The 25,773-nt window shown below is 68.0% G+C and carries 17 protein-coding genes; 8 read left to right on the top strand and 9 right to left on the bottom strand.

The genetic code is table 11. From position 1 onward, the window contains the following. Nucleotides 1–211 precede the first annotated feature (211 nt). Entirely contained in the window at nucleotides 212–2,452 is a 2,241-nt protein-coding gene (locus ACFVST_RS21760; RefSeq protein ID WP_390154458.1) for a Helicase associated domain protein, read from the bottom strand. 401 nt (nucleotides 2,453–2,853) lie between these two features. Here ACFVST_RS21760 and ACFVST_RS21765 point away from each other — a divergent pair, with 401 nt between their 5' ends. Then, nucleotides 2,854–3,906, top strand: a complete 1,053-nt coding sequence (locus ACFVST_RS21765; RefSeq protein ID WP_390154461.1) for a hypothetical protein — start codon at nucleotides 2,854–2,856, stop codon at nucleotides 3,904–3,906. A 350-nt stretch (nucleotides 3,907–4,256) separates the two neighbouring features. After that, on the top strand, nucleotides 4,257–4,589 hold the full coding sequence (locus ACFVST_RS21770; protein WP_390154464.1) for an acyl-CoA dehydrogenase family protein: 333 nt from the start codon (nucleotides 4,257–4,259) through the stop codon (nucleotides 4,587–4,589). 691 nt (nucleotides 4,590–5,280) lie between these two features. Here ACFVST_RS21770 and ACFVST_RS21775 read toward each other — a convergent pair. The 8 genes from ACFVST_RS21775 to ACFVST_RS21810 all read right to left on the bottom strand — a co-directional run bounded on the left by ACFVST_RS21775 (nucleotide 5,281) and on the right by ACFVST_RS21810 (nucleotide 14,804). Next, the gene (locus ACFVST_RS21775) at nucleotides 5,281–7,134 is read right to left on the bottom strand and encodes a hypothetical protein (RefSeq protein WP_390154467.1); all 1,854 of its coding nucleotides are present in this window, start codon (nucleotides 7,132–7,134) and stop codon (nucleotides 5,281–5,283) included. Continuing rightward, nucleotides 7,127–7,603: an ABC-three component system middle component 2 gene (locus tag ACFVST_RS21780; protein WP_385670908.1), complete on the bottom strand. Its 477-nt coding sequence runs from the start codon at nucleotides 7,601–7,603 to the stop codon at nucleotides 7,127–7,129. Before ACFVST_RS21780 ends, ACFVST_RS21775 begins: the two co-directional genes overlap by 8 nt. Next, entirely contained in the window at nucleotides 7,600–8,715 is a 1,116-nt protein-coding gene (locus ACFVST_RS21785) for an ABC-three component system protein (protein ID WP_390154471.1), read from the bottom strand. The genes ACFVST_RS21780 and ACFVST_RS21785 overlap by 4 nt, the downstream gene beginning before the upstream one ends. A gap of 523 nt (nucleotides 8,716–9,238) precedes the next feature. Further along, a complete protein-coding gene (locus ACFVST_RS21790) occupies nucleotides 9,239–10,366 on the bottom strand; it encodes an AAA family ATPase (RefSeq protein ID WP_390154568.1) in 1,128 nt (375 codons plus the stop codon). A gap of 125 nt (nucleotides 10,367–10,491) precedes the next feature. Beyond that, nucleotides 10,492–11,334: a hypothetical protein gene (locus ACFVST_RS21795; RefSeq protein WP_390154474.1), complete on the bottom strand. Its 843-nt coding sequence runs from the start codon at nucleotides 11,332–11,334 to the stop codon at nucleotides 10,492–10,494. Beyond that, the gene (locus ACFVST_RS21800; RefSeq protein WP_390154476.1) at nucleotides 11,220–12,851 is read right to left on the bottom strand and encodes a hypothetical protein; all 1,632 of its coding nucleotides are present in this window, start codon (nucleotides 12,849–12,851) and stop codon (nucleotides 11,220–11,222) included. Before ACFVST_RS21800 ends, ACFVST_RS21795 begins: the two co-directional genes overlap by 115 nt. 19 nt (nucleotides 12,852–12,870) lie before the next feature. Further along, nucleotides 12,871–13,599, bottom strand: coding sequence for a TnsA-like heteromeric transposase endonuclease subunit (locus ACFVST_RS21805; protein ID WP_390154479.1), 729 nt, complete (start codon nucleotides 13,597–13,599; stop codon nucleotides 12,871–12,873). Nucleotides 13,600–13,721: 122 nt separating this feature from the next. Continuing rightward, the gene (locus ACFVST_RS21810) at nucleotides 13,722–14,804 is read right to left on the bottom strand and encodes a TniQ family protein (protein ID WP_390154482.1); all 1,083 of its coding nucleotides are present in this window, start codon (nucleotides 14,802–14,804) and stop codon (nucleotides 13,722–13,724) included. Between the two features lie 23 nt (nucleotides 14,805–14,827). Between ACFVST_RS21810 and ACFVST_RS21815 the strand changes: the two genes are divergently transcribed. From ACFVST_RS21815 to ACFVST_RS21840, 6 genes are all read left to right on the top strand, one after another. Beyond that, entirely contained in the window at nucleotides 14,828–14,986 is a 159-nt protein-coding gene (locus ACFVST_RS21815; protein WP_390154485.1) for a hypothetical protein, read from the top strand. Nucleotides 14,987–15,004: 18 nt separating this feature from the next. Beyond that, nucleotides 15,005–17,344 carry a Helicase associated domain protein gene (locus ACFVST_RS21820; RefSeq protein WP_390154487.1) on the top strand — a complete coding sequence of 780 codons (2,340 nt, stop codon included), beginning with the start codon at nucleotides 15,005–15,007 and terminating at the stop codon, nucleotides 17,342–17,344. Between the two features lie 71 nt (nucleotides 17,345–17,415). Next, nucleotides 17,416–17,898 carry a hypothetical protein gene (locus tag ACFVST_RS21825; protein ID WP_390154490.1) on the top strand — a complete coding sequence of 161 codons (483 nt, stop codon included), beginning with the start codon at nucleotides 17,416–17,418 and terminating at the stop codon, nucleotides 17,896–17,898. A 796-nt stretch (nucleotides 17,899–18,694) separates the two neighbouring features. After that, nucleotides 18,695–19,855: a hypothetical protein gene (locus ACFVST_RS21830; protein ID WP_390154493.1), complete on the top strand. Its 1,161-nt coding sequence runs from the start codon at nucleotides 18,695–18,697 to the stop codon at nucleotides 19,853–19,855. A 50-nt stretch (nucleotides 19,856–19,905) separates the two neighbouring features. Further along, a complete protein-coding gene (locus tag ACFVST_RS21835) occupies nucleotides 19,906–23,118 on the top strand; it encodes a hypothetical protein (protein WP_390154496.1) in 3,213 nt (1,070 codons plus the stop codon). Then, nucleotides 23,115–25,739, top strand: a complete 2,625-nt coding sequence (locus ACFVST_RS21840; RefSeq protein ID WP_390154499.1) for an RNaseH domain-containing protein — start codon at nucleotides 23,115–23,117, stop codon at nucleotides 25,737–25,739. The genes ACFVST_RS21835 and ACFVST_RS21840 overlap by 4 nt, the downstream gene beginning before the upstream one ends. Nucleotides 25,740–25,773: the final 34 nt, after the last annotated feature.

The raw sequence follows: 25,773 nt of genomic DNA on the forward strand, positions 1-25,773 counted from the left end.
GGGCCCTTCCACCGCGGGTGGGCCCACGCCGGTGTGGGGGTGGCCCACCGGGCGGTCCCTGACGGCCCCTACGCTGTTGCCCACTCCAGCCCAAGGTCCGCCAGCGCCTGGAGAAACCCGTCCTCAAGCGGCTCTGTGTGAGCCCTGGGCACCCTCACAACGCCACCCCGTTGAAGCCCCCTTTGAACAAACCCCAACATCACCGATCCTGCTACCAGCGCATGTCGAGTTGGTTGAGGTCGTGGCGTCGCTCTGCGGTGAGCTTCTCGGCGCGCCTGCGTGTGTTGGTGGTCCACATACCGAGGGCGACCGGGACAGTGCCGTCGGGGGTGGTTTCGCGTCCGGTGGCGGCGGGTCCGGCCATCTCGACGGGTACCTGCTCGATGTGTTTGCGGGGTACGTTCAGGTGTCCTTCCCTTGCGTGGAATTGTCGTGCGGCAGCAAGGTTGAGGGCCCATTTGTCGTCCTGGGTCCGTTTCACGGGCCGAGCCGCCGCCCGCTCTGCTTTCCCGGCCGGTTCCAGGCCGAGGACGTTCTCCAGTAGCCATACTTGCGCCGGAAGCAGCTCCTCCCACCCACGCTGCTGTGCCTGTACCCAGCGTCCCAAGTCCTCGCCGTGGACGACGACTTCACCTACCGCGGTCGGTACCGCGCCGCCGCCGCGGACGTGCGCCTGGAGGAGTCGGAAGGCGCGTTGCCAGCCCACATCCCATGCCGGGCACCAACCGGGGTCGATGTCCTCCAGCGCCCGCCGCCGCGCGTCCGGGAGTGCGCCGGCGGCGGAGCCGGCGGGTAGGCCGGCTTCGCGCCGGGCTTCGATCTGGTCGGCGCGTTTGGCCGCGGCCCGCTGTGCTTTGGCCCAGTTCCCGACCGGGTATCCGCCCCATACCGCGGTCGCCGGCGGGAGGAAGTGCCCGTGCTCAGCCGCCCACTCCCGGGCCGCGGCAAGGCCTTCTTCGAAGGCGAGGTCCTGGTGCGACCACACCATCCCCAGCGCGTCCAGCTCGGCGGTCCGCGCGGCGTCGACGAGCCCGGCCTTGCGGGCCTTGCGCTGCGTCGCCAGCCACCTCCCGAGCGGAAACCCCGCCGGTGACCACTCTTCGGGTGTCACGATGTCGTAGGGGACCCGGAGTTGCTCGGCGCCGGTCTCTTTCACGTACCGGGCTGCGGCCTCGATGCCGCGCCGCCAGTACTCGTTCGCCGGCTCCAGCACCCGCAACCTGACGAACCGTGCGAGCTGCGCCGGATCCCTCGGCGAGGAGAACTTCAGCAATTCCCGCGCCCCAGCACTCACCACCTCCACCAGGCCGCCCTCACCCTCACCCTCGTTCAGGGCCTCGGCGCCACCCTGAAATGCCTGCGCCCCATCCACATCCTCGGCTCCACCGGTGTCTTCGTCGGTCCAACTGCCGCTGCGGGCTCGGGAGTCGGCGAGGGCTTCGATGGTCTCCGTGTCGTGTGCACGGAGCGCGGAACGCACCTTTGCAAGGCCCTGGTATGCCCCGGAGGACAGCATGTCCTCGGGATTCTCGTCTTCTCCGAGGAATACGGGAACGATGAGAGAGGCGACTTTCCCTTCCCTGGGCCGCATTCTCAGTGCACGCCCGACCATTTGGACGATGTCGACCATCGACCCGCGTACATCGCAGAAGGCGACCGAATCCGCGATCGTGTCGACGCCTTCTCCGAGGACCTTTACCGAGGCCAGTACCCGCAAGGTGGCGGGCAGCAACTCGGGCTCGACTTCGCCCGGCCCCTGGTCCTCGATGACGTCGGAGTCGAACTCCTTCAGCACCGCCCGCCGACGGGCGGGCGGGTGGTCCCCGTACATCCAGCTCGCCCACACCCGCTTCGGGTCCGGGTAGGTCCGCGGGTCCTGCTCCCACAGCCGCGCAGCCACGTCCCCGACCCCTTCGGCCATGGCCTCGGCCTCGGCAACGCGCGAGTGGAACGTGAGTACCTTCCGCAGGTTCTCCTGCGCGGCCGCAGTCAATACACCGGCCTGCAACGCGGCCAGCCGCGCCCCGTGCACCCGCTCCGTACCCGTGCCCAACTGGGCCCGTCGTCCGTACTCGGGGTCGCGGATGTCGACGCACACCACCTGATACGGCGCAACCAGCCCCCGCCCGACCGCCTCCGACAACGTCAGCTTGTACGCGACGGGCCCGAACACGGGAGAGTCCTCGCTCATGCTCGCCACCAGCCGCGGCACCTCACCACTCCGTAGTCCCGGGGCGGCTTCCCACACCCGCGGTGTGGCGGTCATGTACAGCCGGCGCGCCGCGGGGATCTTCTGCTGGTCGTGCACGGTGGCCCATGGCTTGAGGCCGTCCCCGCTGGTGCGGTGCGCCTCATCAACCACCACCAGGTCCCACGCGGCAAGGCCAGCCGCGTGTGCCTGCTGGAGGACACCCACCGAGGCGTACGTCCCGAACACCGTCACCGTGAGCACACAGACAGTGGCCAGTTGAGCAGGCGAGAGACCCGGACGCCCGTCTCGCGGATACCAGTCGGCGAAGTCCTCGTCGCACCACAGCCCATCGAGGCGGTCACGTACCCATATCGCCGTCGTGCCGTCCGGGTTGCTCGCCCGCGCAACCTGCGCAGTCAGAGACGGGACCTGCTCACCGGAACGGGGACGAAGGGACAACGAGCACCTCGACAGCTGCATCGGACGGCGGAACTACCCGAGCATGCCCGTCGATCTTGCTGCCGCACCGGGAAACTCCAAGATCCCCGACAGAGTCAAGCTCAGTGCGTGTTTTCCAACCCTGGTAGTGATGCCGTTCGGCTGTCTGACGTGTGTGACCGTGGCCAACTGGACTGTCAGTGCTGACAGTTAGGGTGCCCCACATGACTGATGATCGAATGATGCGTCGCTTCTCCGGCCACTCCCACGCCGGCGCACACGAGACCACGCCTGTGCTTGAGCTGGACGGTGCTCTCGTTACGGTCAGTATTGACGATGACGGAACGCTGTGGACTTGCGACCTGCTCGGTGGTGAATGCGCCAAGCGTGACCTGGAACTCGACGCCGCTGGCCCAGAGGACGACTGGTACTTCGAGAACATGTGGGACGAGGACGACCCTGACGAGGACGAGAGGCCAAGGCTCGAAGCGGACGCCTATGAGATCGCCTCTGCCTTGAGGGTGGCGCATCTGGACGGGCGTCCAGTAGTGGTGACCGGCGGCGGCCGGTTCGACCTTTCCCATCCCGACCTTGAAATGACGTCCGGGGCTGTGCGTGTGTGGGATCTGCGTACTGGTCGCAAGGTGGGGACCACGCTGACCGGTCACGCGCTGGGCGTAGCCTCGCTGACCACCGTGGCGTCCGACCAGGGGTTGATCGCTGTCAGCAGCTGCGAAGCAGGCACTCTGCTGGCCTGGGATTTGACCCATGGTGGCAAACGCATCGCGGAGATCGAGGGCGATCACAACGGAGGGATGGGGGCTGGTCTCGTCGATGGTCGGCCGGTCGCCGTCACAGGGGGCGGCAACGGTTTCCTTCAGGCTTGGGACCTTCTCACCGGTGTGCAGATCGGCAAGAACCTGACCGGTGGTGCCGAGTCCGTGTGGGCTATCACGATCACCGAAGTGAACGGCCGGATGATGGTGGTGGCTGGCGACGATAGTAGGGCGCTGCGCAGGTGGGACCTCACCACGCAGGAACCGATCGGAGCGCCGATGACCGGTCACACCGACGGGATTCAGACCCTGGGAACTGCGACGGTCGCCGGTCGCGCGATCGTCGTGACCGGAAGCGATGACGGCACGACCCGTGTGTGGGACTTGGCCAGTGGCCGGCAGATCGGAGACCCGTTCACCGACCACCGTCTCCAGATGGTTACCGAGACAGCAGGAACTCCCGTTGCCGTTACCGCCTCTGAGGACGGCATCCACGTGTAGGACCTCACTCTGGCCACCCGTTAGCCCGGGCACTCCTGTTCCAGGCGTCTCGGACACCACGACTCGTCGGGTAGCGATGGAGTGTTCAGCCGGAATTCACCGTCGTCCGGCGGCTTCAGGGCTGCCGGACTTCGGGTGAGGCGCCGAGTAGCAGAAGCGTCGTCAGGGGCCGGCTGGCGCTGGTTTCCTCGGCCAGCTGGGGGTGGCGCCCTTCCGGGCCAGGCGCCTGGTCATGGCACGACCTCGATCTCCGCGACACGATCGGCCCCGGCCACGGCCGAATGATCCTCCGCCACGCCGCCCCCGCCCTCCGGGCTACTTGGGCAGCCCGCCTCAACTCCGGGGCCCTGGTGGGCATCGCCGCGACCGAGCGGCACGGCGGCAGCCGACTGACCGAGATCACCACCCGCCTCACGCCGCACGCTGATGGCTGGCGCCTTACCGGCGAGAAGTGCTGGGTCTCCCGCCTGAAGGAATCCGCAGCCTTCGTCGTATTCGGAAAGGACCCCGGCGGGCGCATCCAAGCAGCCGTCGTACCCGCCGAGTCAGAGGGTGTCACCCGATTTCCCGAAAACCCCTCCGGACTCGGCGGATGGGCCTGGGGAACACTCCAACTCCAAGACGTCGCAATCCCCAAGGACAACATTCTCACCACACCCGAAGGCGACGGCGAACGCATCTGACAAATCCGCTAGCGATCACTAGATAGATGATGCTCTGAGCTGGGGATCTAGTGATCGTTACAGGATTTCTTGCTGTGGCGTAGTGGGGTTCTGAGCTGGGGCTTCCGAGGAGGCGTTGGGATCCGGAGAGGTCCCGAGGTGCAGGTCTAGTGATCGTCTCGGAATGTAGTGATCGACGCAGGATTTTTTTAATGGCTGCGTGGTCCGGGTAGCTCGGTTTGTGCTGGTCAGGGATTGGTCTGGCGGATCGGGGCTCGGGCACCGGGTCTGGCGGTGAGGCGGGAGCAGTAGTTCTCGGGGATGGCAAAGTGGATCTCCGGCAAACGGCTGAGGTCCTACCACCTGAGCCGTGAACAGCTCGACGCACTTGAGGCGCTGGACATGCGCTGGTCACACACGGTGGCATGAACCCCAGCTCTGCTACGCGATCACCGCGCGCCTGCTCGGGCCCTCTGGTGGAGCTCATCCGTGCCGACACCTCGCCCGCGCCGACGCCTGCCGCGACACACGGCGGACCCGCAGCCGGACTGTGACCCTGCAAGATCCCAACGGCATTGCAGCCAGGGCGCGTTGGTACGTGCCGTATGCGCCACACCTGCTTCCGGCAGTCCGGGGCACCGGACCGGGTGAGAGGTGGACACCGCCTTCACCACCAGTACATCGGAGGAATCGCTGACGCTGCTGTATCCGATTACTGCGTCGGCGAGGAGGAAGACGTGAGAGGGAAGAATCCGAAGCGCTGGCCGTGAGCTTCGCGGCTGAACATGTAGACCTGCGCCTGATCGAGGATGTCCGACGGCGGGTCGGTGTTCTCCACGACGATGGCCTGGCCATGGAAGGCGTTGAGCAGATGCCGGTAGAAGTGCCGGGGCACGCTCTGGCGCAGATCCGCCTCCCGCACCCCGGGTTCCCGGAAGGTGACCAGGGGAGAGTCCAGCACAATGAAGCCGGGATGGCTGCGCCGTTGCTCCAGGCAGTAGTCGGCCAGAGCTGTGGTGAAGGCGGCGTGCAGGACGGCGCGCATGCCCTTGCCGTGGCCGGAACGGGACCTGTCGCCCACATACAGCTCCGCCGTGTACTGGTCGTAGGTCACCTCCTCCTCCCGCCGTACCTGCCAGGCATCCAGCGTCCGCTCGACAGTGCGATCGAAGCCGGTCAGCGTGGCGGGCGGGATGCCGCGGCTGGGCTGCCCGCCCGGCTGGGCCTCTTCGGAGACCAGTTGCGCTCTGACGTCTTCCAGTTCCTCGATCCGTGCGTGCAGGCCGAGTTCGTTCTCCAGGCGAGAGCGGGCGGCCATCACCTCGGCCACCTCGTCCTGTAGGGGGTTGAGTTCCTCGCGTTCGATGCGGGTGATCTCGGCGTCCGCCTGCTCGGCCAAGGCGGCTTGCGCGGCCTGGTCTTCGGCCACGTACTCGCGCTGAGAGCGCAGGTCGTCGATGGTGAGCAGCAGGTCGGCAAGGAGCGTGCGGGTCTTGGTGCTTTCAGCGGTGACGGCCTGGTGTAGGGCGGTGGTTTCCATGGCGTCGTGACCGGCTTGCTGGTGGTGGGGCTCTGCGCCGCAGAACACGCACGGGCCGCTGCGGAAGTAGCCGAGCAGGCTGCCGGCCTCGCTGACCATGCCCAGGCGGGCCAGGTCGGACTCGTACTGGGCGCGCAGCAGCTCGAATCGGCCCAGCAGGTCATCCGTCTCTGCCAGGCGCTGCGCGTAGCGGGCCAGCGCCACGGACAGGGTCGCGCGGTCGGAGGCCGCCTGCGCGTGGCGGCGGGTGACGTCCCGCAGCGACTCGGCACGGGTGTCTTGATGCTCCAGCAGCCGTCGCAGCTGTTGCTGCAACTGACTCTGGTTGGCCTCGCGCGAGGCCAACTGCCGCTGCAGCCCCAGAATCAGCTCGTCCAGCAGGCTGATCTTGCCTTTGTGGACGCGGCGCTGTGCCTGGTTGAGGCGGCTGGGTGAGACCTGCTCTCCCTCCCCGGTGAGCAGGAGCTTCAGAGCCGACTTGTGCGCGGTCTGGCCGCTGGTGCCCGAGGAGGTGCGCAGGACGGGGGAGACCTTCGAGACCATGCGGGTCTCGCTGATCAGGCACAGGTGCAGCAGGTCCCGGAAGCCGGCGAGTTTGGTCCCCCCGGAGTCGTTGGTGGCCAGCAGCGAGCCGTCGAGCCCGATGCGCTCCAGCAGGTAACGGGATAGGTTCTTGGTGGTCCGGGGGCTGTGCTGGGCGGAGAGCACCAGGTCCGGCGACCGGTAGACGAGGTCGCGGATATCGTCCTCGAAGACGCTGACCCGCCCGGACTGAGGCGCTCGCATCAGGGTGATGACCGATGTGTCGGGCAAGGCGATGCCCAGCAGGATCTGCGAGTAGCCCTCGGCCTCGGGGATGAGGTTCAGCTTGCGGGCGCCGAGCATGTAGTCGATCGACTCGGTGACGAAGGACTTGCCGGTGTCCGAGGCGCCGTAGACGATCGTCAGGCGGGGATCGAAGTCCACGCGGGCCGTCTCTCGGCCCATGCCGGCGTAGGTCAGATGCAGCAGGCGCAGCTCAGTCATCATCGCCTTCCTGGCGCGGCAGACGGCTCTCGAACGTCTCCATCCACCGCTGTGTGATGTCGTCTGTGGCGGCACGGCTGTCCGCCGGGACGCGGTGATGGAAGGCCAGCGCCCACTGCGCCCGCTCTCGCAGGGCTCCGACATATGGGGCCTCAAGCAGGTCGAGGAAGCCCGGGCCTTCCTCGCTCGCCCGGTACATCAGCCCGCTGTCGTCCGCCTGCACGTCGGCCAGCCCCGCGCGCATCAGCACCACCAGTCCCTGCTCGAGTAGCTGGCGCTTCATGGCCAGTTCGCCCGGGCCGGCCGGCAGTGACGGGTGCACACTGGGCGGCCCGTCCATCTCGCCGCTGTGCAGCATCGCGTAATCCAGATACACCAGTTGAGCCAGGTCCAGCGGCCGGGGAAAGGAGGTTGCGAGCAGCACCAGAGCGCGCACACCGACCTCCAGCGGGCTGTTGAGCGCTCTCACGTCTCCTCCTCGACCCAGGTCAGCCGGTCGTCGTTGGCGAGCTGGTGACAGATGCCCATGCGGTCAACAGGCTCCACCACGTGGACCAGGACGTTCGTTCCCAGCTGCATGTCGCGTGCCGCGTCCTGCACCGCGTTGAGCCGGTCGAATCCGGTGGCGAAGTCCCGCCAGGTCACGTTGACGACACCGTCGTAGACGTTCTTCTGCAGCGATTCGAAGGTGCCCTCCGGCACGCTGTCACGGGCGAACACCCGCAGTTGCTCGGCGCAGTAGAAGGCTTCCCGCTGGTGCTGCAGGTGAGGGCCCGCCTTGGAATGCGTGCGCACCTGCCCCATCGCTCCAGGGTCACAGCCCCACTTCTCCTGGTAGACGTCCAGGAGCTTTTGGATGTACCGGGTTTCCACCGGTGTGTGCTCCGGCGGGGGCGCCTGACGGGCCTCGCGGTCCGGCAGCCGCGTGCCGAACCTGCGCACGTGATACGGCGTGGTGGCGTGCTGCTCGAGGATCCGGTCGAGATTGGCCGCCTCGAAGCGGGCGAAGTCCGTCTCCCGGGCCAGCTCCAGCGCCGCTCCGAGCGGATCTGCGCCGTACTCCGCGGTCAGCCGGTCGGCGCCCTTGGCGGCCCAGTCGAGGAACGACTCCTTCAGCTCCGCGGGCTTGGCCAGCAGTTGCGTGAGTGAGGCGCCGATCCTGGGTGCCACGAAGACGTAACGCTCGGGCAGCGTGCGGTACTTGCCGCCGGCCACCACTGCGATGATCTTCAGTATCTCGGCATAGGCAATGGCCGGGGTGAGCGCCTTCTCGTAGTGCTTGCACTGATAGCAGTGCCACCGGTGGTCCGTCCGGTGCGCTGTGAGGAACGCGGCGACATCGGCGCCACCGTCGTGGGCGCCGCCCAGCTGCTTCACGTCCACGTATTCGTCCTCCTGCAGCGCCAGCAGCCACTCGTAGACGAACTCCTCGAACTGAGTCGGCGAGTGATGCGTAAGGATCTGCTTGGGCGTCATCGCGGGGCCTGTCGCCATCATGGGGGACAGCACTGTCACTGGGACCTGCGACGGCTTCGGGACGTCGGAGAACAGCGGCTCGGCGGAGCCGTCGGGTGAACTCATGCATCCCCCGTCGCATGATCATGATCGTTGCCCAGAGCACGTTCCTACCATTGCCCGCCGCGCCCCGAAAGCGTGCATTCCGCCAATCAGGACCCGTGTGGCCGAGCTGTGGGCAATGCGCGGCATCTCGGGGTGAGGGGCTGACGGCGAAGCCCCTGCGCATGGCGTCCGGTGCCCCCGCCCGGGAGCCTTCCGCTGCCGGGTGGATCCTCAACCGGCCTGTCACGCACCGACGGCTCCCCGGCGGCTGTGCCGCGGAAGGCGCTGGTTGCTCCGGGTGCGCCGCATGCGCTCGCGACAACAGCGATGATGGAAAGGCTGTGTGACATCAGGTACACGGCCGGCCGGCATGCTGCTCGGCGCCCTGAACTCTGACAGGTGCCTGCGGCCGCAGACCTGAGCGCCGCCGCATGCTGCCGACGGGCCCGGAAGGAACGGCAGACGCGACACTACGGCAAGCGCACCGTCAACCACCAAAGCAGCGGGTCTGCACCGGACGCCCGCTGATGGCCCGCGGTTCGTTTCAGTAGCGGAGCTGGGCTGTCGCGGCGTCGATCTCCTTCATGGTGATGTTTTCGCTGCCGCTGCGGATCGCGATGACGGCGGCGGTGGAGATGACGTAGGTGAGGGCTTTGAAGTAGCCGCCAGTGCGCCGGTGCAGCTCGGCGGCGTGCTGGCTCAGGGCGTTTTCCTCGAGTCGGTACAGGCTCAGGTCGGCTTCGAAACTTGCCAGTACGCGCCGGAACATCTCCTGTTCCTCTCTCTTGGCGCCCAGGGGCAGGGGGTGCAGCCAGGTCACCGGCAGCAGCGCGGTGGGTGAGGGCGAGACGGGTTGGGCTGGCTGTCCCGCCTGCTCGAGCCGTACCCGGTTCTCCTCGCTGACCCGGGTCAGCTCTCCGGCCAGGATGCTGGCCTGGTGCAGACGGTGGCTGGCGCCGGTGCCGCAGAAGACGATGGAGATGCCCAGCTTGTCGCGCAGGTAGTCGAAGTAGGGCAGCACGCTCGCCAGGTGCTGCGGCGAGGCGCGGTTGATGTCGTCGATGAGCAGCAGACGGGTCTGCGCCGTCTCCAGGACGTAGTTGACCGACAGGGTCACGTCCTGGTGCCTGCGCATATCCAGGACTTCCGCGAGATTCTTCGGCTCGGGGTTGAGGCCCAGGTAGGAGCCGATCTCCCAGATCCAGTTCACCCTCGCCTCCGGGTCTGCAGGGGTGGTGATGTGCACCACCGGAATCGTGTTCTGGCGCCTGCCGCCCATGGCGGCTTCGATCTCCTGCTGGGCGGTGCGCCCGATCGCCCGCAGCAGGCAGGTCTTGCCGGTGCCCGGGGGCCCGTCGATGACATGGTCCATCAGGCCCTCACGGCTCCCGCTGTTGCGGTGGACCGCCTCGACGACCATCTCCTGTATGCGGGTCATCGCGTCGGTGGGCACCATTCGCAGATGCCGGTGGTAGGCGATGGCCCGTTCGTCCGTCTTCCTGCCCGCGGTGGGAGTGCTGCCCGCCGCCAGGAGGGGCGGGCTCACCTCCTCGTCGACGAAGTGGGTCCAGCCGGTGAGCTGGAACAGCGGCAGAGGCCGCATCGGGGTGTCCTTTAGCTGCTGACGCAGGCGGGCTTCACGTTTGTCACGCAGTTCGACGGATGCCTTCATCACGCTTCTCTCTCATCGTGGTTCCTGCCTCGACACCGGCAGACCGGCTTGGGGCCGGAGAACGCGCGTCCCGCCCCCCGAGGCTGGCCTGCGGCTGCGTCGTTCACGGCCCCTGCCCCAGGTCGTCACATCTCCCGTACGTCGTCCTCGGCCTCGTCGTCACTGTCCGGATCGAGGTCGTCGAGGAGCTCCGCCTCGACGACCTCGTATGCAGCTGCCGTTACTTCGGCCGTGGGGGCCTGCGGCCCGCTGCCGTCGCCGTCGTCGGGGAAGAGCCCTGCCAGCGGATGCGGAGTTTGCCCGCTGTCCGGCGGCCGGTCCGCGCCGCCGGTGCCTGCGGGCAGCGCCGGCGGGGCGGATGCGGGCGGGGGCGCCATGGGGGAGATGGGCAGCGCCGGGTAGGGCCGCAGGGTCGACAGGTCGAACTCCTCCAGATCCGCGTATGGGTCCTGGGACGGTTGTTCGGTCTCCAACTCCAGACCCTGGAAGGGCGGTTCGGCCTCGGTGCGCTTGGGTGGCGGTCTGCGACTGCGCCGTCGCCGGTCGCGCTGCGCCAGTGACAGGGCGATCGCCTCTTCGTCCTGTTCGCTGCCGCCGGCCGCGCGGTGCTGCTCGGCGTGCTCCTGCCACATGTCCGCGGTCCACGGATCGTGCAGCAGGTGCCGGAGCCGGAAATCGCAGGTCACCCAGGTGTCGGCCGTGTGGTCGTACAGCCACACCCGCTCGGGGCGGTAGGGGTTGAAGCGGCATTCCCACTGCTTCTCCCGGCCGGGCAGCTTCGAGCCGCCGCGCAGGAGGATCTCCCGGTAGTGGGCGGCGTCCTGCGCGACGGGCTGATAGGTCCGGTAGTTGATCATGAAGCCGCCCGTGCCGGGGATGACCCACCGCGACAGCAGGAAGAAGCGGTTCTGGGCGGGGGAGAGCGGCATGGGGCGGTAGCCGCTGCGGGCCACCTGGAGGGCGTACATGTCGTTGGGGGACAGCACGACGCCTGGCCGGAACGGATCGCGCAGTCCCGCGTCGGGGGTCTGCTGGTACTCCAGGCCACCCACTCCTGGGCCATCTGCTGGAGTTCGGCAATCGTGTACAGCGGCATCCGCTCGATACCGCGGCCTCGTTTCCTGTGGCTGCGGCCCTGCCAGCCGTGCTGCACGTACTGGCTGAAGCGGTGCGCGAGAGTGGTGAAAGAGTGCTCGACGAGCGATTTGTCGGGCGCGGTTCTCTTGCGCGCCGGGCGGCGGGCAATGCGCAGCCGGTCGCAGACCTCGGTGAAATGCGCGCTGACATAGGGGCTGCCCTGGTCGTAGATGATCAGTTCGGGGCGGATGACCGGGCGGGCGGCGGTCGCCTCGGTGAACCGATCGTCCGCCGCGCGCAGCGCCCCGAAAGGCAGGGTGGAGGCGGCGGCCGCGCTCAGCGGGTCCCAGCCCGGCATCACCGGCCAGGGCGCGAAGACCTGGGCCAGCATCAGGGTGAGGTCGATCGCCCGGGTCGACTGACCTGCCTGTCCGCTCTTGGCGTCCCGGGGACGGCTGGGCGTGATCATCAGTGCGCACATGCTGTGACTGGCCACGTCGATCAGCGAGGTCATCTCCGTGGCGGTGGGCCGGCCGTCGTCGCCGCGGGCCAGGATCCGCAGCGGTGTGGTGTCGACCTGGGTCACCTGCCCCGGCCGCAGTACGGCCTCGCGCCCGCCGTGGGGCAGGGGCGGGGTGGAGGCCAGGGCGGCCCGGGCCCGTGTCGGCTGGTCCAGGATGTCGGCCAGGCCGGACTCCTTCATCCGAAGGTAGAAGGTGGAACGGGAGGGCAGCAGAGCCGCCACGGCAGCCGGGTCGCCCAGCTCCTCGTCGTAGCGCGAGTGCAGCAGGTCCTCGACCTCCTCGCGGATCAGCTCGATGGTCACGTCCGACGCGTGCGCGCGCCGGGCCACCACCTCCTGCATGGCGGCCAGGCACCGCGGGTCGGTGAAGCCCCCCGGCCGTCCCTCCCGGGGCCGAGGCAACAGGACGGCCGGGTTCTCCCCGGCCGCTTTCCACTTGCGCCGCTTGTCGGCGAGGGTGTGGGCGGAGCAGCGGACGCCGTCGGCGGCCAGCCGCGACGACATCGCGGCGCACCGCTGGGCCAGTGTCGTTCCCGGCCCGAATCCCCGCTCATGCTCACTCCTGCCCGGCGTCAGCCCGGTGTCGATCTCCACCATGCGCGCCTGCCACAGCGCGGCCTCCTCCCGCCCCTCTTGCCGCCCCCACCCGCCGAGGGCCACGCCGTCCGTGATCGGTGCCCCACCGCCGCTGACGACGGCGAAGTCCTCCGCGCCCACCAGCCACCGGTACGACACCGCCCGGGGCACCTCCTGGCCGCAGCCCTGCGGCACCAGCGTGACCTGCGCCCCCTGCCACGCCACCACCTCCCACTCGCGCCCCTGCCAGCGCACCTCCGCCCCGATGGACAGCGACCCTGCAAGCCGACCCTCACCCGACCCCTCCATGCGCCCCCCTTCCGGTCCTTCAGGCCGTCCAGGCCATGACGTCGGGCAGCAGCGGCTGCGCGATATCGAACAGCAGCCGCCGCTGCCACAGCATCCGGTAAGCAAGATCAAGACCCGTCAGCTCGTCCAGCCCGCTCGCCGCCACCCCCGCCCGCAGCCCCGCCGGCTCCCTGAACGCCTCCAGCAGCGCCCGCCCTTGACCTTCCTGGTCGCCTGCGGGGAACCGGTAGCCGGCCAGCCACCCCAGATTGCGTCCACGCAGCCCCGCCGGCTCACGCACCTGCCGCACCCGCCACCCGGCCGCCCGGGCTACCGCCTGCAGCACCCGCAGCTTTGCCTCGGGCAGGCTCTGCGCGCCGGTCGGCTTCAGTACCAGCACCTCGCGCACACCCGCGGCCGTGCGCGCCACGAAATCCGGGCGCCAGCGGCGCTTCCTGCCTCGCTCCTGCCATCGCAACTCCACCGGGTTGGCGCTGAACGCCACCCAGGCCGGATCGAAGTCCAACTCCAGCGCCAGTCGCCACTGCCGCAGGCTGCCGCACACCACGGTCTGCTCCCGCGTCGCCACCGGCCAGTACGTGATGATGCCTTTGCGACCCCGGTAGGGCACTGGCTCGCTGACCGGCCCGAACTCCTCCAGCGCCAGCCCGCGCAGCACGGCCGCACCGCCCGCACATACCGGCCCGCTCGACCTGCGGTACAGCGCCACCACGTCCCGGCCTGCGTCCACCGCATGCTCTGCCGGCAATGCCCCAGGGTCCTGCATCGGCCCGCACGCCTGCACGGGCGGTCCGGCGAGAGCGCCTCCGGCTGCTCCGGGCCCCCTGCCGGGCGTGCTGCCCGCAGGCCGCCTGGCCCGGCCGCCAGGACTCACACCCCGCACGCGGGCTGTCCCAGTTGCCAGGGCAGGCACGACGCGGCCCCCAGCACCTCGGTGGGCTGTGCCACCTGCGCATGCCCCGGCGACAGCCGCAGCCCCAGCGGTACGCCCGCATACGTCGGCCTGCGGCTACGGTCGTCGGTGCCCTCCGGCGCCGCGGCGGCGGGGACGCTATGCCGCTGCAGCCAGTCCATCAACGCCCAACGGCCGATGGGGAAGTCGACGCCCCACTGGTCCATCAGCTCCCGCATCTGATCCATCCACCGGGTGCGGGCCCGCCCGTCGCGCCTGTCGGCGTGCTCGAAGGAGGCCAGGCGGATGGCCACGGCCGCAGCCTCCGGCATCAGCACCAGCGGCGCCGCAGGCACCGCGTGTCCTCCAAGTCCCGCGTCCCGCGCCCGCTGCACCCAGCGCGGGGTATCCGGCAGGTGTGTCCACCAGTGCACCGTGATCTGGAAGGCGTCGGCGAACAACTCCTGCCCTACCGACCCATAACGCCGGTACAAGGCCTCGCGCTCCCGGTGGGCTGCGATGGCCTCCGGCAGCAGTTTCAGCGACAGCCCCCGCCTCCCCCCGGTGGCGTCGCTGTCGGTGAACCGAAGATGCTCCAAACAGACCCGCCACCGGTCAGGGCTAACCATCCACACCGTCTCGTGCACCCCGCCGACCGCGGCGCACGTCCCGCACAGCGGCACCAGATGCCCCTGGCGCGGCAGCCACGGCCACGTCCACACCGGATCCGTACCGGCGCTCGGCTCCAGAAGATGAGCGGCCGTGCTCGGCAGCTCATCTTGCAGCGCACGGACCGTGCTCTCACACAGCACCGCCAGGTACTCAAGCCCCAGCTCGTTGACGTACATCTCGGTGGTGGAGGGGTAGGCCCGCACCCGCGCCGGATCCCGCGAGGCCTGCCCGAAGCCCACCCGTTCCAGCAACTCCTCCAGATGAAGTCCCTGACCGTGTGCCAGCCGGCTGACGTAACTGCCGGTCGATTCCCCCCGCACCGGCGGCACATGAACCGGTAGCGGCTGGCGAGGACCGAACGGCCATGCCACAGCCGCCTGTTCACCCACCCCTGCCCCCTTCCTGATTGCTGATGGCGGCCGCCATCAGCAGCCCGGCGCCTGCCATGCTGCGCCGCCGCCACGCCGTCGAATCCTCCACCCCGGTCGAATACGCCAGAAAGGATGAACTGGACCCGAAAGGAAAACCGTTCGCCCTCACCCGCGCTGACCACGAGATTCCCGGTACATGATCACGAGGGGGGAGGCCGATGCTCGGGTCCGTATCCGAAGACCAGCTCACCGAAGACCAGGATGACCCGTTCGTCACCCCGCTGCGTGGCCATCAGGCCATCGCCGTCCGCAGCACGGTCTCCGCGTTCCTCGACCACCACGCCCGCGTCAGCGTCGTGATGGCCACGGGCACCGGCAAGACCCACGTGGCCCTCCACGTCGCCCACCGCATCACCCCGCACGGCAACCTGATCCTCTTCGCCCCCAACATCCAACTGCTCTACCAAACCGCACAGGTCTGGCATCGCGAGGGCCGCCGCGGGCTGTACCTGACCATCTGCAGTCAGGACGGCGTCGGCACGGTGCCCGACGGTCTCCTGCGCGTCACCTCGGCCGAGGAACTGGCCCACCACGCTGCCCGGGCAGCAGCTTTCGGGCCGCTGAACGTTTTGTGCACCTATCACTCGCAGGACAAGGTCGAAGAAGCCCACCGCGAGCATCACCTCGCCCGCTGGGACCTCATGATCTGCGACGAGGCCCACCGGACCGCCGGCGACGGCAACAAAACCTGGGCGCACGTTCTGGACGATGCGCTCATCCCCGCCCGCCACCGCCTCCACCTGACCGCCACCCCTCGCGTTCTGGCCCCAAACGCGGGCGAAGACATCCTTGGCACCGACGTGATCGCCTCCATGGACGACCCGCGTCTGTACGGGCCCGTCGTCTACCGCCTCTCCCTGGCCGAGTCGATCGCCCAAGGACTACTGGCGGACTACGAGATCGTCGCCGTCGAAGTCACCGAGAACGACCTCAGACAAGCCCTGCGCAACACCCGACGCACCGACGCCACCAGCGAAGGCCTACGCCTGGCAGCCGCACAGATCGCTCTCCTGCACGCACAGCACCTCTACGACCTTCGCCGCACCCTCACCTTCCACACCTACATCGCCGACGCATCCGTCTACGCCGAAACCCTCACCGAGACCGCCGAGTTCATACCGACGTACATGCGCTGCCACCTGGTCAGCAACGTGGTCCACAGCAAGACCGGCTCGGTCGCCCGCCGCGAACGGGTCCAGGAATTCATCGACACCCCCACCCACGCCCCCGCTGGAGAGGATCTTCCGCGCCGGGCAGTACTCAGCAACTGCAACTGCTTCACCGAGGGAGTCGACATCCCCTCCCTGGACTCCATCCTGTTCGCCGAACCCAAGAGCAGCCCGATCCAGATCCTCCAAGCTGTCGGACGAGCCCTGCGCCAGATCCCAGGACAAGGAAAGATCGCCCGCATCATCGTCCCCATCTACCTCAGCCCGGACCAACAGCTCGAAGAAGGAGTCAAAGGCACCAGCTTCCACCTGCTGCACCAAATCCTCATCAGCCTCAGCATCTGGGACGAACTCGTCTTCGACCGCATCCACTTCCTGGGCGGTGACCGCACCCTGCGCCCCTACACCCCCGCCCGCCCGCTACGCGCCGACGAACTGATCGAACTGCTCCACCCCAAACACACCCCCGCCCCCAACCAGATCTGGGACAGCGCCTACGAACACGCGCAAACCTTCCACGCCCGACACGGACACGTAAACGTCCCCGACCACCACCGCACCGACGACGGCTTCTACCTAGGCTGGTGGCTGGGCACGCAGCGCAGCCTGAACCAGCACGGCATGCTTCTGCCGGAGCGCGCCGACGCCCTCGACCAACTGGACATGCGATGGGAACACTCCCGCACCAGCATCCAGTTCACCCTCGACGTGGCACGCGACTATGTAGCCCGGCACGGCCACCTCGTCCCCACCCAGGACGAGTCCCACGGCGGCATCCCTCTGGGAGCACAGCTCTCCCGGCTCCGCACCGAAGCAGGCCGCCGCGAACTGCCCTACTGCTACCACCGCGCCCTCACCGAGATCTACCCCTGGTGGAACAGCCACTGGGACAAAACCGGGCGGTGGCGCCGCACCTACGCCGCCGTCCTGGCCGCCGCCCGCCGGAACACAGTGCCCTTCCCCGACCACGGCCCGGAACAGGCCGAAAACCCGTACAGCGAATGGCTCGCCGACCAGATCACCGCCCTACCCCACCTCACCACCACCCAGCACGAACTCCTCGGCCAGATCCCCCTGCGCCACCCTCTCGCGTACCTGCTGCGCCGCCCCCGCGGATACTCGGCCTGGGCCTTCCACAAAGGACTGCGGGAGGCCTACCTGTTCCGCCGCGCCCACCAACACCTCGCAGTCCCCGCCACTTACCGAGGCAACGACCAAGATCCCCCACTCCTACTACGCCGCTGGCTGTCCGAACGGCGCCGGAACGTCACCCGGCTCACCACCCAGCAGATCAACGCCCTACAAGCGCTGGACATGCGATGGTGCTGACCCACCAACCACAAGAAGACCGCCCCACCCCACCCCGACCGACGAACGACAATGAGAAGCAAGGAGCCGCGATGCCGAGCAGCAAACCTGCCGAGAAAGCCGAGGAAGAGACCGCAACCAGCGCAGTCCACACACACTCCGACGCAGATACACGATCTTCGCCACCGTCGGTGCTGCTGGCGAACCCGAGCGATGTCGTGGCAGACGAGCTCTACTACGCGACGGTAGAGGAATGTGAGGACTGCCGGACGTTCCTGCTCAACTGCGCCGCACAGGACGCGCAAGCGGTGAAAAAGCTGGTGGACTGGGCATTCTGGATCACCTCCGAAGTACACGGCGGCCTTCCTGACGCACTCGTGAACAAAAACCCGCCCAAGGACACGCTTTTCCACCCCTCAGCCACCTTCCGCCGCCTCGCCGAGAGATACCGCACAGGTCAGACAAACACCGCCGACCATGTCCGCGGACCAGAACAGCGCCGGGAAGTGGCGGATGACGCTGTCACCCTGGTAGCCGGACTCGACCGCTACGGGGCAGACTTCCTCTACTGGTAACCCCCCTGCCAGAACCTGATCCCACCGCAACGATGTGCCAGGATCGCTCTGCAAAGAGGGGGTATCCCGGTGGGTTCGCTACAGGTAGACGTGCTGGCATACGAGGCGCCGTGCAAGCAGTGTTCTTTCTCCCTGTGGTGGGTGTTCGGCCTACTGCCGACATACCGACCGCGTGGTGAGGAGTTCACCACCACGGACTTCCCCGAAGCCGTCGCCATGGCACGCCGCATCCTTGCAGCACCGGACGGCGACACCGCAGACGTCGCAGCACAACTGCACGACCGGCCTGCCCGGCAGCGAGGCCGCAGCTTCAACCCGAACCGGTGCAGAGCCTGCGGGCATCACGCAGACTGGCACGCCCTCGACACGATCATCACTCACGTCTACCACCACAAAGGATGGATCTACGCAGCCGCCGGCCGGGTCCCCGTCCCTGAGTGGCGTGCGATCAGAGGCCAGGGACAAGGAATCCACTGGCCGTACTGCTGATTCCCGCGAACCCGCCCCTCGACGTCTCGGCCGCGCCATGAGGAACCACCTGATGACCATCGGCCCTGCGGCTACGACGCTGCACCCGGACGCAGGCAGCACCCTCGCACACGGAGAGTCAAGAGCCCGCCCGGCACCTGCCTCACCGCTCTTCGCCACTGATCGTCAAAACGTCAAGAGGCGGTCATCTGAGGCAAGTTGTCTGAACTCGGCGTGGATGTCAGTCCCTGTGAGTAGGATGCACAGCGCTAACCCGTCTGGATGAGCCCCGAATACCACTGGTGGGGCATGGAAGGGGTACTGCGTCATGCCTTCTGGCGAACACGCAACAGCACGAAGGGCCGTCACGGCCGTACTGCGGGCCGGAGCCGCCTGGATCCACCGCAACGAAGAAGAGCGTGCCTGGCGGGAGTTGTCCCGCATGCACGGAGTCCTCCTGGCCTGCTTGCCGATCGGGACCGGACCCGCGACACCGTCCGAAATGATCGACTGCCTTCCGAAGCAGCTTCGGGACTGGATGCCGCTGAACTGGAGCGGTCTGCCCGAGGACATGGGAGATCTCGTCGTCCTTGAGAACGACGACGAGCTGACCGAGCAGGCCTTCGAGGCCGGGATGAGCTACCTGGAAGCCCTCTACCGGGACGACGGACGGTTCGAGCCGGGTGGAACCTGGCTGCCGGCGTGGGTTCGGCAGACCGCGGAGCAGACGGAGCGGGCCACCTTCCGGCAGATCCGCTCCGGCAGCCAAGCCGAGTACGAAGCGGCCCGGGCGATGCTCACCGAGGTGCCGTGCGGCACGGAGCAGGCCCTGATCGAGGAGTACTCCCACCGCCGCGCTCCGCGGATGGACGTCTACGAGGCCATCCCCCAAGACCGCGTCTTCCAGGGCCGGGATGCCTCCTGGTGGTGGCCGTGCCCGCAGTGCGCCTACCCCATGGTGCTGCGCGGCGGGCAACTGCGCTGCGAGTACCCCTCGCACCAAGGCCGGTTCGGACTTCTTCAGGACAGCGCCCCAGGCGGCAGACCGCCCCGCGTCACCGGCATCAGCACCCGCTCGAAGACAGCGGCCCTCCGGGCGGAGGGAGTGCTGTGCGTGAACTGGCCGGTCTGGCGCTACATCACCTGCCCGGGCCTGGTCGAGGTGGAGCTGATGCAGTGGCTGGAACGCCAGCCCGGGGTGCGGGTCGAGTGCTGGGAAAACATGGACGAATGGGACATCGGGGTCTACCTGGAGGACGGCTGGAGCGGCCGGGTGGACGTCAAGGACCACAAGGACCCTCAAACGATCATCGACCGCCCGCCGACGGGGGAAATCGTCGTGGTCCCCAACCACCACCGCAGCCAGGTCAACGCGCTGCAGGCCGGACTCGATCCGCTGCACACGCCGGATGGCCGCCGCTACACGGTGTTCACCGTGAGCCGCTTCAAGGCCGCGATGGCCAAGCGTCTCAAGGGGGAGTCCGCATGACGTCGGCCAGCAAAGGCAAGCACTCGGTCAGCGGTCCGCTGACCGTAAGGGTGGCGGTGCTGCTGGCCGCACGGCTCTTCCCCAACCGTGCGCGCGAGGACCAGGCGGCCTGGAGACACGTCGTCGACCTGCGTGACGCCCATTTCCTCACCACGGGACAAATGCACCTGTGGGACGCGTGGCCCAAACTGCCGGATGCGGACCAGGTACGGATCACACGCATGCTGCGGCAACGGCCGGCGTTTCTCGCCTCCCGCACGGTCTTCGTCGACGAGGCAGCCGCGCTCCTCACAAGCGGAGAGGCAACAGAGTTCGCCGACACAGAGGGCGAGGACCAGGTACTGGTGCTCGCCAGCGCGGACCCGGAGGCACGCATCGACGCCCTGCTCGACGAGCTGGAGCACAACGCCGCCAAAACCCCCGGCTTCCCCGAGCCGGCGCAGCCCGGCAGCTACGTCTCCGATCTGCGCATCCGCGACGCGCTGAGCCCTTCGGGCCGCATCGTGGACGTGGTCTACCACCTCGACTACCAGGGCACCCCGGCCGCCGCCGCGGTGCACACGCTCGGCCCGGCCCCGGAGCTGGACGAGGTCACCATTCCGTTCGCCGAGCTGGAAAGCATTGCGAAGCGGCTCGACGAGCGGCGCGGCCAGACCTACCGGCGCAAGGCGGTCGCCGACATCCGCCAGTACGCCCGCGGCCAAGACGGCGCGGAGGTAGGGAAGGTACTGCGGGCCGCTGCCGGCCCGCTGCGGGTCTTCCACGCTCCTACCGGCATGGGCAAGAACGTGCTCAGCGAGCTGGTGGCCCTGTGGTGCGCGCAGGCCGGCCTCGTGATGTCGCTGGTGGTTCCGCAAAGCGCCCAAGTACTGGCCTGCGTGCACCGGCTGCGCCAGGACCTTCACGACCTGGGAGTCACGGCGCAGGTCACTCCGATCATCTCCCCGGCCTCCATGCAGGAGCTGGCCGAACAGGCGGCGAGCAACCCGCGCGACGAACCCGCCTACCGCTCCTGGGTGTACCGGGAGATGTCCTACAGCTGCCCACTGACCGCCCACGCCACCGTCTCATCGACGGCGGTGGACTCATGGTCGCCGGGTCAGGAACCGTGCGACCAGCTCAAGGCGAACGGCTCCGGCGGGCGCACCACGTACGCGTGCCCGTGGCGCGGCACCTGCGGGAAGTTCCGGCATCACCGCGCCGCGGCCACGGCGAACATCCTGGTGACCAATCACGCCAACTTCCTCAGCGGACACATCCACACCCCGCTGCGCGGACGCCCTGCCCCGGGCCGCAACATGACCACCGAACAGCTCCTGCTGCACCGCAGCCACCTAGTGATCATCGACGAAGTCGACGCGCTGCAAGCACTGGCATTCGACTGCGCCGCCCGGCAGGTACTCCTCGCCCGGGACGGATCCTCCAACACGCCGGTACGGGATCTCGATGCCCAGTTCAGACAGCACTGCAACCGCCTGGACATGAGCGTCGAGCAGCACCTGCGCCCCTTGATCACACATCTGATGTGGCTGGCAGAGTCGTACGTGTCCCACCTCGTGGGCGGCGTCATCCACCCCGACCGCGAACGCCGCAGCATGGTCGTGCCCAGGCGGTGGGACGGCATGATCGCAGCCCGGATCTTCGGTCTTCCCCCAGGGGAGCGGCCCAGCCCGCAGCAGATGCAGGCCGTCAGCCAGCTCTACCGGCGCGAAGGCCCCCTTGAGTTCGCCGACACGGTCCCGGGCCTGGCCGAACTGCGCCAACTGCTGTCCTCCATCACCGACCTGTCCGGCGGTTTGGACAGACTGAACCACGCCACGCTCAAACTCATCGAAGACGCCTTCTCCGCCATCACCGGGGAGAGCGACGAAAAGCGGCTCCACCCCCTCGCGCTGTTCTCCGCCCGCCGCGCCTACCTGGAAGAGATGCGCAGCATCCTGCACCGCATCGTCAGCGTCGCAGGCCCCCTCCAAGGTGCCGGCATCTCCGCCACGAACGACCTCGCCGACGCCGTCGCCTCACACGTTCCCTGGCGAGCCGCCCCCTACGGGCCGATGGGCCGACCGTTGTTCGCGTTCTCCGAGACCTTCGACCCCGCCGACCGCCGCCAGACTGCCCTGCACCTCAAGTCCTACGTCGGCGACCCCCACGCCCACATCGCCTACCTGGGGGACGTGACCGCACTCGCCCACACCGGGACCCACCGCGCCGTGATCGGCATGTCGGCCACCGCCTACATGCCCTACGCCCCCCGCCACCACATCCTGCAAAAGCCCAGCTGGTACGTGCCCGACGACGTCAACGGAAGCCTCACCGTAGAGCTGCAGCCCGGACAGGACAACGGAGCCAACATCGTTGTCTCGGGCACCGACGGCGAATACCGGGAACGCTCCTACGAAGCCATGGGGCGCAGCATCGGGCGGGACCTGCCGCCGCAGCTGGATGCCGTAGCCGCCGACCCCGAAACCGCGCACCGCGCCTACGCCCTCCTCGCTCCCACCGCGTACGACGCCGGACCGGCCATCGCCCGAGGCATGATCGCGGCAGCCATCGCCCCCGCCGAGATATGCGTTGCTGTGCGTTCGAAGGACATGGCGTCCTACGAACGCAACCCACCAGGCTGGGTGCCCATCCCCAGCGACCGGCTCGAGCAGTTCCCCTACAGCGTGGGCCACGGACGATGCCGCTACCTCATCGCCCCCATGGCCCGCGTCGAACGCGGCCTCAACATCGTCGACAGCCAAGGCCGCTCCCTGCTACATGTCGCATGCCTGGTCAACCGGCCGGTCCCGGTGATGGAAGACCCGCCGGTGCTGCTGTCGGTGGTGAACTCGATCGCCTACCGCCACCATCGACCGGGAACAGACCCAGCCGCCGAACTGGAGCGCCTGCGCCTCGAGGCAGGCCACACCTTCGACGACATCCGAAGCGGCCAGGGCTACTTCAAGACATTGGGCACCGACGTCAAGCTCGCCGTCGTCGCAGAGATCCTCACCCGTCTCATCCAGCTCGGCGGCCGAACCCGCCGAGGCGGTGACCCCGGTCTGCTGCGCCTCCTGGACGCAGCGTTCACCGACACCGCCTCCCACTCCACACTCCCCGCCCTCCTCGGCCAACTGCGCTCGGAGTGGACCGAACGCGGGGAGATGCCGCTGATCGACAAGATCTACCGCACGACGATGACAGACGCCCTCCTGGGCCTGGCAGAACACGCCTCCTCAGCCATGGGACCGGACGAAGAACAGGAGTTCCCGCAGTGGTGAACCCCGACAGCGACCAGAGCCTTTTCACCCTGTCCTTCCCCATGGACGAACGGCTGCTGGGCAAGGTGTACGTCTCCCCCCAGCCAGAGCAGTTCCCCTCCGCCTGGAACCGGCTGCCCAAGCCCAAGGGCAAGGACGCCCTCCAGCCGATTGCCTCCCTGCAGACAGCCGCCCGAGCCGTCACCGGAGAACGCCTGGTATTCACCGACCCCAACCGCCCGGCATTCAACGGCCCCTGGGCCAGGCGCACCCTCCTCATCACCCCCGGCCCGCTCGACCCCCTCATGATCGGCAACCTGGTCCGCGAATGGGAAACCCGCATCCCCGGCCACGAGCAGCACAACACCCTCGCGCCCCTGCTCGACATCCAAGCCGGCGGCCCGTACGCACTGGCCGACATCCTGCAGCGTGATACCCAAGGGCGTATCACCGGCCCGTACTGGGCCTTCAGAGTCGCGGGCTGGCACCTGGCGAACCTGCTGGCCCGCCAGCCCATGCCCATCGACGACCAACTCCCCGAACCGCTGCCCTTCCTCCTCGACACCGACGGCGACCTCCTCGCCTGGCAATCCCCGCTCACCCACGAGAAGACATGGATCGACGAAGACAGCGGAAAGCGCCGACGGATCGTCGGCTACGCGATGGAACGCATCCACATCGAAGTCGAACCAGCACCCGGCGGGCGCACCCTCGTCGCCCACCTGTCGGCACGCATCTCACGCGTTGCCAACCACTGGAAAGGGATCCGCAACGCCCTCGTGCGGCATTCCGTCAACCCCGACGTGATCCTCAAGGCCCCGATCCGCACCCGCTGGGAAAAGGGACCGGACGGCTTCATGCAGCCGAAGTCGGTCGACTACTACGGAGCCACCGCACAGATCGTCGAAGCCTGCGGCGTCGCCCGCCTGCCCGAACCGCCCACCAACCTCGACGAGCTGAGCGAGGTACGGGGCGTACACCGCACCGGCAAACACCCGATCGAGAAAGGCGCCGGCGCGATGTTCCTCGCCAAGCTCGAGGAACACGCAACCCGAGTGTTCGACCAAGCACCCGTCACCTACCAGGCCACCAGCGTCAGGATCAGCAAACCCACCACCGACTTCCGACCCTACGTACCGGCCGACAAGATCGCTCCCGCCCTGGCAAGTGCCGAAATCGCAGCGCTGCGCACCGTCGTCGTGTACGAGTCGGCAGAGTGGAAACGACGGGTTCTCGGGCAACTTGCCCGTGACTACAACCTCCCCGCCCTGGCCGAACTCACCGACGAGAAGCCGCTCCAGATAGCCCCCAGCTTCGAACTAGTCGCCATGCACCTGCCGGAACTCGTCCGCCACGGCGACCAGGACCGAGCCCTGATCCTCAACAGCCTGCCCTGGTTCAAGCGCTCCACCGAACGCGACCTAGTCACCGCCCTGTGCGAGACCCGCTATCTCACCGACCAGGAGAAAGAAAACAGACTCACCGACGCCAAACATGCCCTCAAAGCCCTCTTCGCCGAACGCGGCATCCCCTCCCAGTTCATCACCATGGACTCCGACCCCGGAGACCCCTACCGGATGAACATGCGCGACCGCGTAGAACGCTCCAAAGCCCGCAAAGCAGGCCTGCCAGACCCTGCCGTGGACTACAAAGACGACAACGCCGTCCAGATCGCCCTCGGCAGCCTGCAATCAGACTCCGGCATCATCGACAACCGCCTCGCCGCCGCCACCTTCCACCGCAACGCCAAAGACACCGCCCTGGACCGCGAAGCCGTCGCCGTCGGACTATGGACCCGACTCCACCGCTTCGAAGAAACCAACGGCCGCCCCAAACGCGCCGCCGTCCTGGCCGTCACCCTCGTCGCCATGCGGATCACACCCGGCGAAGACGAGTACTGGCCCACTCTGATGTACAGCGACCAAGGATGGCAGCGCCTCGCCCGAGCCCGCGCACATCACCACGCCGGCCCCATCGGCAAAAAGGGTCATCACCTCCGCAAGGAACAAAAGGGCCCCGACAACGTCTGTGACTACGTCAACCGGGCCCTCGCCGCCCTCACCCAGCGCTATCCCATCATCGTCTTCACCGAACAGCGCAAAGGCATCTGGCCCGGCCTGTCCAACGAAAGACTGGGCGACCCACGGATCCCGGGACAACAACTCATCGCGCAAGGCTGGGACATCTCAGTCGTCCGTATCGGCAACGGGCAGGGAACCCCACAACCATCCCGACGCATCGGTGGCGGAGGCAAGCTCCCCAAGAACCCCGAGCAACCCGTCATGCCCGAAAAGATCCTCTACCGCTCCGACCACGGCGGCGCCAACTCGTGGCTGCTGGCCGGTCAATCACGCCAACACGCAGGCGGCCAACGCACCGGGACCCAGCACACCCGCCGCACTCTGCCCAGCGGACAACTCGCCCAAATGAGCGCCCCGTTCCACGCCATGACCCGCAGCGAGTACGTCGTAGCCCACCCTGGAACATGGCACGAGGAACAACTCACCGGCCTCGCTGCCCGAATCTCAGAACAAGCCGCAATGTGGGACGGACGAACCAACCTCCCCGCCCCCCTCCACCTCGCCAAGAGCGCCGACGAAAAGCACCCAGGCTTCATCGACCAAGAGGGACTGAACGACTGAACGGTCACACGCCCCGGCCCTCCCGGAGGACTTC

The organism is Streptomyces sp. NPDC058045 (assembly GCF_042885635.1).
Lineage (GTDB): Bacteria > Actinomycetota > Actinomycetes > Streptomycetales > Streptomycetaceae > Streptomyces.

Bases quoted from the DNA above. Each gene is read 5' to 3' on its own strand.
- ACFVST_RS21825 (WP_390154490.1), top strand. From the start codon at position 17,416: ATGCCGAGCAGCAAACCTGCCGAGAAAGCCGAGGAAGAGACCGCAACC.
- ACFVST_RS21800 (WP_390154476.1), bottom strand. From the start codon at position 12,851: ATGGAGGGGTCGGGTGAGGGTCGGCTTGCAGGGTCGCTGTCCATCGGG.
- ACFVST_RS21785 (WP_390154471.1), bottom strand. From the start codon at position 8,715: ATGAGTTCACCCGACGGCTCCGCCGAGCCGCTGTTCTCCGACGTCCCG.
- ACFVST_RS21775 (WP_390154467.1), bottom strand. From the start codon at position 7,134: ATGACTGAGCTGCGCCTGCTGCATCTGACCTACGCCGGCATGGGCCGA.
- ACFVST_RS21765 (WP_390154461.1), top strand. From the start codon at position 2,854: ATGACTGATGATCGAATGATGCGTCGCTTCTCCGGCCACTCCCACGCC.
- ACFVST_RS21790 (WP_390154568.1), bottom strand. From the start codon at position 10,366: ATGAAGGCATCCGTCGAACTGCGTGACAAACGTGAAGCCCGCCTGCGT.
- ACFVST_RS21820 (WP_390154487.1), top strand. From the start codon at position 15,005: ATGCTCGGGTCCGTATCCGAAGACCAGCTCACCGAAGACCAGGATGAC.
- ACFVST_RS21830 (WP_390154493.1), top strand. From the start codon at position 18,695: ATGCCTTCTGGCGAACACGCAACAGCACGAAGGGCCGTCACGGCCGTA.
- ACFVST_RS21815 (WP_390154485.1), top strand. From the start codon at position 14,828: ATGGCGGCCGCCATCAGCAGCCCGGCGCCTGCCATGCTGCGCCGCCGC.
- ACFVST_RS21795 (WP_390154474.1), bottom strand. From the start codon at position 11,334: ATGTACGCCCTCCAGGTGGCCCGCAGCGGCTACCGCCCCATGCCGCTC.